Origin of the sequence: Reyranella sp. CPCC 100927, assembly GCF_007859315.1 — a bacterium.
GTDB lineage: Bacteria > Pseudomonadota > Alphaproteobacteria > Reyranellales > Reyranellaceae > Vineibacter.
The window spans coordinates 108,504-120,791 of sequence record NZ_VOHA01000022.1; the positions used below are offsets into that span (position 1 = coordinate 108,504).

9 protein-coding genes and 1 tRNA gene are annotated in these 12,288 nt (G+C 66.9%); 5 read left to right on the top strand and 5 right to left on the bottom strand.

What is annotated here, in order from left to right:
• The first annotated feature begins 183 nt into the window (after positions 1-183).
• The 3 genes from FQU96_RS34530 (at position 184) to FQU96_RS34540 (ending at position 4,126) form a co-directional block, all read left to right on the top strand.
• On the top strand, positions 184-1,188 hold the full coding sequence (locus tag FQU96_RS34530) for an NAD(P)-dependent alcohol dehydrogenase (protein WP_146545953.1): 1,005 nt from the start codon (positions 184-186) through the stop codon (positions 1,186-1,188).
• 156 nt (positions 1,189-1,344) lie between these two features.
• Positions 1,345-2,190, top strand: coding sequence for a siderophore-interacting protein (locus FQU96_RS34535; protein ID WP_146545954.1), 846 nt, complete (start codon positions 1,345-1,347; stop codon positions 2,188-2,190).
• Positions 2,191-2,296: 106 nt separating this feature from the next.
• Complete coding sequence (locus FQU96_RS34540; protein WP_146545955.1) at positions 2,297-4,126, top strand: patatin-like phospholipase family protein; 1,830 nt, start codon at positions 2,297-2,299, stop codon at positions 4,124-4,126.
• Positions 4,127-4,341: 215 nt separating this feature from the next.
• Here the strand turns inward: FQU96_RS34540 and FQU96_RS34545 are convergent, their stop codons facing one another.
• A complete protein-coding gene (locus tag FQU96_RS34545; protein ID WP_218574994.1) occupies positions 4,342-5,976 on the bottom strand; it encodes an MFS transporter in 1,635 nt (544 codons plus the stop codon).
• Positions 5,977-6,467: 491 nt separating this feature from the next.
• Here FQU96_RS34545 and FQU96_RS34550 point away from each other — a divergent pair, with 491 nt between their 5' ends.
• Together FQU96_RS34550 and FQU96_RS34555 are read left to right on the top strand one after the other, a co-directional pair.
• Positions 6,468-6,731, top strand: a complete 264-nt coding sequence (locus FQU96_RS34550) for a DUF4212 domain-containing protein (RefSeq protein ID WP_146545956.1) — start codon at positions 6,468-6,470, stop codon at positions 6,729-6,731.
• An 11-nt stretch (positions 6,732-6,742) separates the two neighbouring features.
• Positions 6,743-8,599, top strand: coding sequence for a VC_2705 family sodium/solute symporter (locus FQU96_RS34555; protein ID WP_146545957.1), 1,857 nt, complete (start codon positions 6,743-6,745; stop codon positions 8,597-8,599).
• A gap of 8 nt (positions 8,600-8,607) precedes the next feature.
• Here FQU96_RS34555 and FQU96_RS34560 read toward each other — a convergent pair whose 3' ends face one another.
• From FQU96_RS34560 to FQU96_RS42355, 4 genes are all read right to left on the bottom strand, one after another.
• A complete protein-coding gene (locus FQU96_RS34560) occupies positions 8,608-8,817 on the bottom strand; it encodes a type II toxin-antitoxin system VapB family antitoxin (protein WP_146545958.1) in 210 nt (69 codons plus the stop codon).
• Between the two features lie 436 nt (positions 8,818-9,253).
• Positions 9,254-9,329: transfer RNA gene (locus tag FQU96_RS34565), tRNA-Ile, on the bottom strand.
• Between the two features lie 78 nt (positions 9,330-9,407).
• Positions 9,408-11,447, bottom strand: a complete 2,040-nt coding sequence (gene rpoD, locus FQU96_RS34570) for an RNA polymerase sigma factor RpoD (RefSeq protein WP_146545959.1) — start codon at positions 11,445-11,447, stop codon at positions 9,408-9,410.
• A gap of 232 nt (positions 11,448-11,679) precedes the next feature.
• On the bottom strand, positions 11,680-12,288 hold a 609-nt coding region (locus tag FQU96_RS42355; RefSeq protein ID WP_178130910.1), incomplete at its 5' end, for a hypothetical protein.

Genomic DNA, 12,288 nt, shown 5'->3' on the forward strand with positions numbered 1-12,288 from the left:
CCTCCGGCCCGCACCGGCGCGTAGCGCCGGGTCATGAGCGGGCGGGACGCCCGCGCTCCCGGGTGCAATCTATCCGGCTCATCATTGTGATGACGACAATGAGCTGGCTGCATCGAAGGGCGGTGCCTAGCTTGACCGCGTGAGCCGGCCCCATCGGCCGTGCGGGATTGACGGTCGCAGCCCATGAAAGTGTATGCCTATGCCGAGCGCATCGCGCTCGATGATCTGCGAGTCATGGAACGGCCCGACCCGCAGCCGGGACCGCATGACGTGGTGTTGCGCATGCGCGCCGCCGCCCTGAACTATCGCGACCTCGCCATCGCGCGCGGCCACTATCATGTCGGCGTCCAGCCGCCGCTGGTGCCAGTCTCCGACGGTGCCGGCGAGGTGATCGCCGTCGGTGCGCGGGTCACGCGCGTGCGGCAGGGCGATCTCGCGTGTCCGGTCTACCTGCCGGACTGGATCGATGGTCCGGTCAGTCCGCGCGTGGCGCGCCGGCGGCTGGGCGGTCCCAGCGACGGCGTGCTCGCCGAGTTCATGTGCCTGAACGAGGAGGAGGTGGTGCGGGCGCCGTCGCACCTGTCGCCCGAGGAGGCCGCGACCTTGCCGGTGACGGCGGTCACGGCATGGCACGCGCTCTATCAGAACGCGACCTTGCGTCCGGGGGAGACCCTGCTGGTGCAAGGTGCCGGCGGTGTCTCCATGGCCGCCCTGCAGCTTGCCCGCGCTGGCGGCGCACGCGTGATCGCACTCATCCGCGGCAGCCGCCACGCCGAGCGCCTGCGCGCGTTGGGCATCGAGGACATCGTGACCACAGGCGATGTCGCCGACTGGCCGGCGCAGGTCCTGGCCCTGACCGGCGGTGTCGATGTCGCCATCGATGTGGCGGGTGGTGCGTCGCTGGCGCGCTCGATCGCCGCGACCCGCACCGGTGGTCGCGTCCACCTCGTGGGCTACGCTGCCGATACGGCGGCCAGCATCGACATCTTCGAGGCGATACGCCGGGCCACCACCATCCACGTCGCCACCGCCGGCAACCGACAGAGCTTCGAGGCGTTGGTGCGCGTGGTGCAGATGCAGGCGATCCGGCCGGTGGTCGCAAAGACGTTTCCGGTCGCCGCCTTCGGCGCGGCGCTGGAGCAACTGGCCACCGGCGGGCATGTCGGCAAGCTGGTGTTGACGTTCTAGTTGCGATCAATTATTATTCGCATGTGATTGCGGGGTGATCGTGCCCCGCACGTAGGCGTTAACGTCAGCCAACGCGCCGTTCGAACCGGGGGCCCGGATTCGACCTGCGTGGTTGTGCCTCGAGGTCGGTTCCGGCTCCGCAACAGGAGCCTTGCCATGTCGCAAGCCAGCGCGCCGATCCAATCCACAGTCGCCACCCGCCACGTCATCGAGCGCCGCCGTCATGATCTGAAGATGCGGCTGCTGACCGTGCGCCGCGTCGGGCGCCTGACGCCGAACATGGTGCGCATTACCCTGACCGGCGATGACCTGTCGGGTTTCGTGAGCGCGTCGTTCGACGACCACGTCAAACTGTTCTTTGCACCGCCGGGCCAGGACCGGCCGGTGCTGCCGCAGCCGGGGCCGAACGGCGCCGTCTTTCCTGAGGGCGCAACGCGGCCGGCGGCGCGCGACTACACGCCACGCCGCTATGATCCCGTCGCCAACGAACTCGATATCGACTTCGCCTTGCATGACGCCGGGCCGGCAACGGAGTGGGCCGCGGCGGCGCAGCCGGGCCAGATGCTGGGCGTCGGCGGCCCGCGCGGCTCCTTCGTCATTCCCGACGATTTCGACTGGCATCTGCTGATCGGCGATGAGACCGCCGTGCCGGCCATCGGCCGGCGGCTGGAGGAACTGCCGGCCACGGCGAGTGCCATCGTCATCGCCGAGGTGGCCAGTGCCGCCGAGGAACTGGCGTGGCAGAGCCGCGCGGCGCTGACGGTAACCTGGTTGCATCGCGGTAGCGAGGCGCCGGGCAGTGCCGACCGGCTCGAGGCGGCCGTGAACGGCCTGCGCCTGCCGGCGGGCGACGGCTACACGTGGGTCGCGGGCGAATCCGATGTTGCCAAGCGGCTGCGCCGACGGCTGCTCGATCAGCACGGGTTGCGCAAGGAGTGGTTGCGGGCCGCCGGCTACTGGAAGCGTGGCGCCACAGCCCTGCACGAGACGCACGACGATTGACCGCGCGCATGTCGGAAGGCTGACCCGGGGTGCTGTAGCGTCAGCGGCGCCTTGCTCATGACCGGCGGTGATGCAATTCTGCGGCCTCCTTTGAGGTTCGCAGGCGATGAACGAGGCTGTAGCGGCGCTGGTCGATCCGCGGGCGCGGCGTACTGCCGCCCTGCGACGCGCGCCGCTGTTCTCCGGGCTGGATGACGCCACCCTGCGGGCGGTCGAGGGGTCGTTCGAGGTCATCCCCATTCCCGGCGGGGCCACCCTGTTCGAGGCCGGCGATCCCGGCGATGCGCTGTACGTCGTCTCGTTCGGCTGCCTGGCCGTGTTCGACCCGCCAGGGCCCGAGGGCAACGTGCGGGTCATCGCCGAAATCCCGGTCGGCGACATCGTGGGCGAGATGTCGCTGATCGGCCATCGTCGGCGGTCGCATACGATCGCCGCGATCCGCGACAGCGAGGTGCTACGCCTCACGCGCAGTGAATTCGAGCGTGTCTGCGCCGAGCATCCCGAGGCGCTGATGGGCCTGCTGGCCAAGGTGGTCGAGCGCTACCGCGCCCCGCCGCGGCCGGACATGCGCCCGCCGCGCACCATCGCGCTGCTGCCGCACGGGCTCGATACGCCATGCGCACCGTTCGCGGCCGACCTGGCGGCGGCGCTGAAACGCATCCAGGCCACCGGCAAGGTCGAGGTCATCGGCCCCGAGGCGATGGGATCGCCGCCGGAGAATTTCTATCGCGCCGAGGCCGAGTCCGCCTTCGTCGTCTATCGCGCCGACCCTGGCCTGACGCCGTGGACCCGCATGTGCCTGCGCCAGGCCGACGCGCTGCTGGTGCTCGCCATCGTCGACCGGCCGCCGACCGGCCCGCAGCTGATCGATGCGATCCGGGCCGAGGAGATGTTCCGCGGCGGCCCGTTCCGCTCCCGTCGCGAACTGGTGCTGGTGCACGAGGACGGGCGGCGCGCCAAGCCGGGCACCACGGCGCAGTGGCTGCACGGCCAGGATTACGGCATGCACCATCACGTGCGCCTGGGCCGCGACAACGACTTCAACCGGCTGGCGCGGCTGCTGCTGAATCGTTCGGTGGGCGTGGTGATGGCGGGCGGCGGGGCGCGCGGCTTTGCCCATATCGGCGCCGTGCGGGCGCTGCGCGAGGCCGGCGTGCCCATCGATCTGGTCGGCGGCACCAGCATGGGCGCCATCGTCGCCGCCAGCGTGGCCGCGGGCTGGACGGTCGAGGAGATGCAGGAGCGTTTCCGGCGTTCGTTCGTCGAACACAACCCGCTGAACGACTACACGGTACCGTTCGTCTCGCTGTTCTCCGGCAAGCGCGTCACCCGCTTGCTGCGCGCCGCCTTCGGCGAAAGCGATATCGAGGACTTGCCCAAGCCGTTCTTCTGCGTATCGGCGAACCTGACGCGCCAGAACGCCGACGTGCATCGCCGCGGCAAGCTGTGGCATTGGCTGCGCGCCAGCGTATCGATCCCCGGCGTGCTGCCGCCGGTGCTGGCCGGCGGCAACGTGCATGTCGACGGCGGCGTGATCGACAACTTCCCGGTCACGGCGATGCGCAATATCGGCCGCGGTCCGGTGATCGGCATCGACATCGAGACCGGCGGCGGTCTGTCGGCTGGTGCCGACGTCGTCGAGTCGTGGTCGGCATGGGAGTTCCTGCGGCGCCTGGTGTGGAATCGCGACGAGACGTTGCCGATACCATCGATCGTGCGCGTGCTGTTGCGTTCGGCACTGGTCGGCAGCACGTCGCGGGCACTGACCGATCGAACGCAGGTCGACATGCTGGTCCTGCCGCCGATGCAGGACATCGACCTGCTCGACTGGACCAGCTTCGATCGCGCCGTCGATTCGGGCTACGCGCAGACCATGAAAGCGCTCGAGGTGGCGCGCGGCGAAAGCGTTGCCCGGCGGCTTTATCTGGCGTCGTGACGCCGGTCCCGTCGTCCAGAGCGCAGCGAAGGATGATGTCAGCACTTGGTGGCGCTGCTGATCATCGCCGGCGTTCTTGAACGATCAACCGCAAGATCCTTCGCTGCGCTCAGGATGACGGCTGGCCACTGTACGAATCGCTTCTTGCGGTGAGGGCAGAAAAGCAAACGGCCCGGGTTGTGCCCGGGCCGCCGCGTTGTGCGCTGTCGCGCGGATCAGTCCATGATCGGCCGATCCTTGGTCTCACGGACGAACAGCATGCCGATCACGAACGTCATCAGGGCGAAGACGATCGGGTACCACAGGCCGAAGTAGATATCGCCCTTCCAGGCCACCAGCGCGAAGGCGGTGGCCGGCAGGAAGCCGCCGAACCAGCCGTTGCCGATATGGTAGGGCAGCGACATCGAGGTGTAGCGGATGCGGGTCGGGAACAACTCGACCAGCATGGCCGCGATCGGGCCGTACACCATGGTGACGAAGACCACCAGGATGGTGAGGATCACCAGCACCATCCACCAGTTGCTGGAGAACGCCACCAGCGGGGCCGCCTTGGCCGGATAGCCTGCCGTGTTCAACGCGGCGGACACCGCCTTGGCATCGAACTTGTCGATCACGGTGCTGCCGACCTTGACCTTCACGTCAGCCGTGCCGGCGGGTGCTGCCTCGTTGTTGTACGGCACGCCGGCGCGGGCCAGGAGCGCTTTGGCCTGGTCGCACTGCTGGGTGAACTTGGCCGTGCCCGTCGGGTTGAACTGGAACGAGCAGGCGGCTGGATCGGCCACGACCACCACCGGCGCCTTTTCGACGGCGGCTTCCAGCTGCGGGTTGGCGTACTTGGTGAGCGCGCCGAACAGCGGGAAGTAGGCGAGAGCAGCGATCAGGCAGCCCGCCATGATGATGGGCTTGCGGCCGATACGGTCGCTGAGCCAGCCGAAGAAGATGAACCCCGGCGTGGCGATCGCCAGCGACAGGGCGATCAGGATGTTCGCTGTCGTGAGGTCGACCTTGAGCGTCTGGGTCAGGAAGAAGAGCGTGTAGAACTGACCCGTGTACCAGACCACGGCCTGCCCGACGGTGAGGCCGAGGAGGGCGAGGATCACGATCTTCAGGTTGGCCCATTGGCCGAACGAGTCCTTGAGCGGCGAGGTCGAGCCCTTGCCCTCGGCCTTCATCTTCTGGAACACCGGCGATTCGTTGAGCGACAACCGGATCCAGACCGAGATGGCCAGCAGCAGGATCGAGAGCAGGAACGGAATGCGCCAGCCCCAGGCTTCGAAGGCTTCGCCGCCCATCCACTCGCGGCAGCCCAGGATCACCAGCAGCGACAGGAACAGGCCCAGGGTCGCCGTGGTCTGGATCCACGATGTGTAGAGGCCGCGCTTGCCCATCGGCGCGTGCTCGGCGACGTAGGTGGCGGCACCGCCATACTCGCCGCCCAGCGCCAGGCCCTGCAGCAGGCGCAGGCCGATCAGGATGATCGGTGCGGCGATGCCGATGGTGGCGTAGCTGGGCAGGAAGCCGACTACGGCAGTCGACAGGCCCATGATCATGATGGTGACCAGGAACGTATACTTGCGGCCGATCAAGTCACCGAGGCGGCCGAAGAAGATGGCGCCGAATGGACGCACAGCAAAACCGGCGGCAAAACCCAGCAGCACGAAGATGAAGCCGGCCGTCTCCGAGACACCGGAGAAGAAATGCTTGTTCATGATCGCGGCCAGCGCGCCGAACAGATAGAAATCGTACCACTCGAACACGGTGCCGAGCGACGATGCGAAGATCACTTTGCGTGTTTCCGACGAACTGAGATCGACGTCGCCGCCGCCACGCATTGTACCTGCCACGGCCATTTGAATTCCTCCCAATCGTTGCCCCAAATAGCGGGTGTATGATCTCCTGCACACACCACCCGTCGATTCGACGGATCGTATTCCGTTGCACGAAAATTATCGAAAGTAGCCTGCGCGAATCCGCACTGCGTCAAATTGCACCAGGATTTGGCAATGATCTGTCGCAGCAACAGATATGCCATGCGGCTCCCGCGATGCAGAGCCCGCCTTATGGCGGGTGACGCCTGGTTGAAGAACCCACCAGGATTTCGTCTGAGCCGCCAGGAGGCGCCACTCGCGCCTGCCACTGCAAACGATAGCATGTTGCCGAGTCCGTCGATGCCGGTCACCTCGTCTCCTGAGGCGCTGCGACAAAACGCGCGTTTGTGTGCAGTGCAAAACCGCTGGCCGGGCCTCCCGGATCAAGGCACCGTTCCGGCAACAGCAAGAAGGTCGCTCACCGCGTCACAACCATCGGTCGCGGACGCAGGGAGCGTTGTTTGGGGAAGGAAATGGCCGATCCGGAGTCCGGACAACAGCGGGCTTACTGGCGGCGTACGCGTACCCTGGCACTGCTTCTCGTGAGTGCCTGGTTCGTCGCGGCGTTTCTGGTCCATGCCGGTGCGCCGGCCTTCAACCAGTTTCGGTTCCTGGGCTTTCCCCTCGGCTTCTACATCGCCGCTCAAGGGTCGCTGATCGCCTTTGTTGTGATCCTGATCGTCTACGTGCTGCGCCAGGATCGTCTCGATCGCGACTTCGGCATGAACGAAGACTGAGGGCGCGGCACATGTTCTCGCGCTTCTCCTTCGTCTCGCCGGGTAAATGGGTTGCCGGCTATGGCGTTGCCTTCTCGCTGCTGATCCTGCTGCTGGCCGGCCTGGAGATGGCCGGCGCCGGCCAGAAGCTGCTGGGCTATGTCATCGTGCTGCCGCCGCTGGTCGTTTACGCCGTGATCGGCATCGGGGCCCGCACCCGCAATATCCAGGACTACTACGTCGCCGGCCGCCGCGTGCCGGGTCTTTACAACGGGCTGGCCTCGGCGGCCGACTGGATGAGCGCGGCGTCCTTTCTCGGCCTGGCGGGCACGCTCTACCTGTTCGGCTATGGCGGGCTGGCCTTCGTTCTGGGGTGGACCGGCGGTTTCGTGCTGGTGGCGATCCTGCTGGCGCCCTATCTGCGCAAGTTCGGACAGTACACGATCCCGGACTTCCTCGGCGCGCGCTATGGCGGCCATGCGGCCAGGCTGTTCGGCGTGCTGGTCCTGGTCGTCGCGTCCTGCCTCTACATCGTGGCCCAGCTCGTCGGCATCGGCCTCATCACGCAGCGCTTCCTGGGGCTGAGCTTCGAGATGGCGGTGTTCGCCGGCTTGACGGGCCTGCTGGTGTGCTCGCTGCTGGGCGGCATGCGGGCCGTCACGTGGACGCAGGTGGCGCAGTACGTCGTGCTGGTCGTGGCGTTCGTGGTGCCGGTCACTGTGCTGTCGATCAAGCAGACCGGCTCGCCCTTTGCGTTGTTCAGCTACGGCTCGGCGCTGGAGGAGATCGAAAAGATCGAAGGCGGGCTGGGGCTGGCGCGCACCTATACCAGCGCGTTCCTCAATGAGGCCGGTCAGTTCGACATCACCGCCGCCATCAACTTCTTCATGCTGGCCTTCTGCCTGATGGTCGGCACCGCGAGCCTGCCGCATATTCTCATGCGGTACTTCACGACACCGACCGTGCGGGCAGCGCGCAATTCGGTGGCCTGGTGCCTGTTCTTCATCCTGCTGCTCTACCTGATGGCGCCGGCCTACGCCGCCTTCACCAAGCTTGAGGTCTATCGCAGCGTCATCGGCCATTCCGTGGCCGACCTGCCGGCCTGGATCAAGGCGTGGGCTTTGCCGTCGCCCTATGGCGGCATCCCCTGGATCGAGGTTGTCGACCTCAATGGCGATGGCTTCATCCAGGCCGGCGAATTCCGAATCCTGTCGGACGCCGTGGTGCTGGCCGCACCCGAGATCTCCGGCATGCCCTATGTCATCACCGGCCTGGTGGCGGCCGGCGGCCTGGCGGCGGCCCTGTCGACCGCCGACGGCCTGCTGCTGGCGATCGCCAATGCACTCAGCCACGACGTCTACTACAAGGTCATCGATCCCAACGCCGACGCACGGCGGCGGCTGATCATCTCGCGCGTGTTCCTGATCTTTGTCGCGGCCATGGCGGCGTGGGGCGCCGGGGCGCTGGGCGCCAACATCCTGTTCCTGGTGTCGTGGGCATTCTCGATCGCCGGGTCGGGCCTGTTCGCCCCACTGGTGCTGGGTATCTGGTGGAAGCGCTGCGGGCCGGTCGCCGGCGTGGCCGGCATCATCGTGGGATTCGTCGTCTGCCTGTTCGTCCTGATCGCCACCGAGTTCTACGGGCCGTGGGTGAGGAGCGCGCTGGGCTCGTGGGGCGAGGTCCACATCGTCGCCGCCCGTGGCCGCGAGGTGGCGCACGTCTGGGGCATCGACAACATCGCCATCGGCGTGATCGGCGTGCCGGCCTCGTTCCTGGCGATGTGGCTTGCAACCCTGTTCGCACGCCCGGCATCACCTGAGGTCCAGGAAATGGTGGACTCGATCCGCACCCCCAAGGGCAAAGTCGCCAATCTGGATCAGCTGCCCTGATCTGTTCACTACTGACCGGGATCACGCCGGTTTGGTCGCCGTCTGCCAGCTTTTCTCAAACCCGGCTCGCTGCCTCCCAGACGCGCCAGTCGACGCGCGCTCTCACGCTCGATCAACGCTTTGAGTGCTACGCGGACGAGCGCCGACTTCTGCCGGAAGCCGGTACAGGCTTGTGCCCTGGGCAGCAGATCGTCATCGAGGACGATGGTCGTGCGCATCGGTCGTCTCCCCTGTCGACGGGCTTGATGGCAGAGCGTCGTTCAATGCCGGCCCTGGAGCCTCGTCCTGATTTTGGAGCATCTCGCCTAACATCCAAGCGAGGAGAGGGACCTTGCGGGTCGGGATTCTGGTCAATCTGCCGCCGCGAACGCCAGCGCAAGCATCCGCGTTCGTGATACCTCCCGCCAAGGGCCTCCCCGGGGCTTCACATACTCCACGATGTCGCAGAGGCGACGGCACCTGGGCCATCGCATGCAGGGTGGGCGATTAGGTTGCCTGGCGCCAAGGAACCACAGCGATGCGCTTCAATTCAGCGATGGCGTCCTGGCGCCTTCTAAAACGCTTGTGGGGTTCGGCATGCATCGAGTCTTCGATAGCGAAAATGCGCACGGCGACAAGCTGGCTGCGATCCAGCACCAATGGTTCGAAGCAGGATGGTGGGCCCGGCAGGATTCGAACCTGCGACCTAACCGTTATGAGCGGCCCGTTCTAACCGCTGAACTACAGGCCCACGTCCCGCGCGCCGGCGATGTAAGGGTAATTGTGCTGTGGGGGCAAGGGGCACTGACACTGGCCCCTTACCGTGCCGTCAGCCGTCCAGGAAGCTGCGCAGCAGGCGCGAGCGGCTGGGGTGCTTGAGCTTGCGCAGCGCCTTGGCCTCGATCTGGCGGATGCGCTCGCGGGTCACCGAGAACTGCTGGCCGACTTCTTCCAGCGTGTGGTCGGTGTTCATGCCGATGCCAAAGCGCATGCGCAGCACGCGCTCCTCGCGCGCCGTGAGCGTGGCCAGCACCTTGGTCGTGGTCTCGCGCAGGTTGCCCTGGATGGCGGCGTCCAGCGGGATGACCGCGTTCTTGTCCTCGATGAAGTCGCCGAGATGCGAATCCTCCTCGTCGCCGATCGGCGTCTCGAGGCTGATCGGCTCCTTGGCGATCTTCAGCACCTTGCGCACCTTCTCCAGCGGCATGCCGAGCTTCTCGGCCAGCTCCTCCGGCGTCGGCTCGCGGCCGATCTCGTGCAGCATCTGGCGGCTGGTGCGCACCAGCTTGTTGATCGTCTCGATCATGTGCACCGGAATGCGGATGGTGCGCGCCTGGTCGGCGATCGAGCGCGTGATGGCCTGTCGGATCCACCACGTGGCGTAGGTCGAGAACTTGTAGCCGCGGCGGTACTCGAACTTGTCGACCGCCTTCATCAGGCCGATGTTGCCTTCCTGGATCAGGTCGAGGAACTGCAAGCCGCGGTTGGTGTACTTCTTGGCGATCGAGATGACGAGCCGCAGGTTGGCCTCAACCATCTCCTTCTTGGCGCGGCTCGCCTCGCGCTCGCCTTCCTGCACCGTCCTTACGATGCGGCGGAACTCGGCGATCGGCAGGCCGGAATGCGCCGCCAGCGCCGCCACCTCGGCCCGGATGTCGGCGACTTCGGTGCCGCGCCGGCGCGCCAGTTCCTTCCAGCCCTTGTTGGGCAGCTTCTGCACCTTCTCGATCCAGTTGGGATCGAGCTCGTGGCCGAAATAGGCCTCCAGGAACTCGTCGCGCTTGATGCGCATGCTGTCGGCATGCCGCATCAGCCGGCCCTCGGCGACCATCAGCTTGCGGCTGATGTCGTAGAGCTGGTCGCGCATCTGCTCGATGCGGTTGTTGTTGAGATGGATGGTGCGCACCATCTCGACGATCTTCTTGCGGAAATGCTCGTAGCGCCGCTCGAAATCCGGCGACGGCTTGTGGCCGCGCTGCAGGGTCGACAGCCGCCGGTTCTGCACCTTCGACATCTCGTTGGACGTCTTGGCGATGCGCGACAGCGTCTTGAGCACCTCGGGCTTGAGCTTCTCCTCCATGGCCGACAGCGACACGTTGACGGTGTCGTCGTCTTCCTCGCCACCTTCGGGCGCGGCCTCGACCGGGGTGCCGTCTTCCGACACCGCGGGCGGCTTGGGCGCCGCCGCCGGCACCGGACGCGGGGCCGGCGCGGGACGCGGCATCGGCGGCTTGCCGGCGCCGTTGGCGCCCTCCGGCGGCTTGGTGCCGTCGCCTTCGGGTACGCCGCCGTAGGTCGCCTCGAGATCGATGACGTCGCGCAGCAGCAGGCGGCCCTCGGTCAGGGCATCGCGCCATTCCAGCAACGCTTTGATCGTCAGCGGGCTTTCGCAGATCGCGCCGATCATCTTTTCCTGGCCGGCCTCGATGCGCTTGGCGATCGCGATCTCGCCCTCGCGGCTGAGCAGCTCGACGCTGCCCATCTCGCGCAGGTACATGCGCACCGGGTCATCGGTGCGGCCGTAATCCTCTTCCTCGTCTTCGCCACTGGCGGGCGCCGCGACCTTGCCGTCGGTCGGGGTGGCGGCGGCACCGGCCGGCTTTTCCTCGACGATGTCCTCGTTGTCGTCGGAATCGACCAGCGTGATGCCCATCTCCGACAGCATCGCCATCGTGTCTTCGATCTGCTCGGAAGACACATCGTCGGGCGGCAGCGCGGACGCCAGCTCAGTTACCGTTACGTAACCACGTTCCTTGCCCCGTTGCACCAGCTTCTTCAGGCCGGCGCCCAGCGTGTCCAGCAGAGGCGAGTCTGTGGTGTCTTCCGGCTTTTCGGGCGTTTCGGCAATCGTGGCTGGCTTTGTCGCCATCGCGTGGGATCCCATGGTCATGCGCCGCGGCGCGGTGTGCGGGCGTCCGCCTGACGGTACGCCATCCTGCACCCCTCAAACGGTATAAAGCCCGTCGCCGGGGGAGCGACAGGCACAGCCGATATATAGCGACGGCACGCTGGTGCGACCAGTCCAAAAGCGTCCGATGCGGCTGATTAAGGCCGGGCGGACATGCTTGCCAGAGGCTGCGACGACTTGACCGGCGATCTGCTCAGCCCTCCGGGCTCGATTTGGCACTGTGCAGCGTGCGTTCAATCAAGGCGCGCGTCTGCTCGATATTGTCGACCGCGTTGTCGGCCAGGTCGGCGGCCGCAGCCCGGCGATCGGCCGCATCGGCGACCGCCGCGCAGTGGCGTCCCGCGATGTGGTGCCACTGGGTGAGGGCTGCCTCGGGGTCGCCCGTGCCCAGCCATAATTCGGCCTCGCGGCGCAGCGTGGCCATGACCACCGACAGCCCGGCCTGTTCGACTTGCGTAGTCACGGCGCGCATTTCCACGGCTTCCAGGCTCTCGCCGGTACCATCGTCGGTCGACAGGGCCAGGCCGGCGACGTCGAGCATGATGGCGCGCAGCCGCGGCAAGTCGCCGCCGCTCAGCGGCAGCGCGGCCATGTCCTCGGCCAGCGGATGCAGCCAAGCCGGCCGGGCCAGGATCGCCCCCAACAGGACACGCTCGCGTCGGCCGGGATCGAGATCCGGGGCGACACGCAAGGCGGCGCCCTCGGCGAACCACGCGGGTGGGCCATCATCGAAACGGCCACGACGGCCACTTGTTCCGGCGCGCCGGACCGGCGCCGCGCCGCGGCCGGCCGGCCGCCGGCC

Bases quoted from the DNA above. Each gene is read 5' to 3' on its own strand.
- FQU96_RS34530 (WP_146545953.1), top strand. From the start codon at position 184: ATGAAAGTGTATGCCTATGCCGAGCGCATCGCGCTCGATGATCTGCGA.
- FQU96_RS34535 (WP_146545954.1), top strand. From the start codon at position 1,345: ATGTCGCAAGCCAGCGCGCCGATCCAATCCACAGTCGCCACCCGCCAC.
- FQU96_RS34540 (WP_146545955.1), top strand. From the start codon at position 2,297: ATGAACGAGGCTGTAGCGGCGCTGGTCGATCCGCGGGCGCGGCGTACT.
- FQU96_RS34545 (WP_218574994.1), bottom strand. From the start codon at position 5,976: ATGGCCGTGGCAGGTACAATGCGTGGCGGCGGCGACGTCGATCTCAGT.
- FQU96_RS34550 (WP_146545956.1), top strand. From the start codon at position 6,468: ATGGCCGATCCGGAGTCCGGACAACAGCGGGCTTACTGGCGGCGTACG.
- FQU96_RS34555 (WP_146545957.1), top strand. From the start codon at position 6,743: ATGTTCTCGCGCTTCTCCTTCGTCTCGCCGGGTAAATGGGTTGCCGGC.
- FQU96_RS34560 (WP_146545958.1), bottom strand. From the start codon at position 8,817: ATGCGCACGACCATCGTCCTCGATGACGATCTGCTGCCCAGGGCACAA.
- rpoD (WP_146545959.1), bottom strand. From the start codon at position 11,447: ATGGCGACAAAGCCAGCCACGATTGCCGAAACGCCCGAAAAGCCGGAA.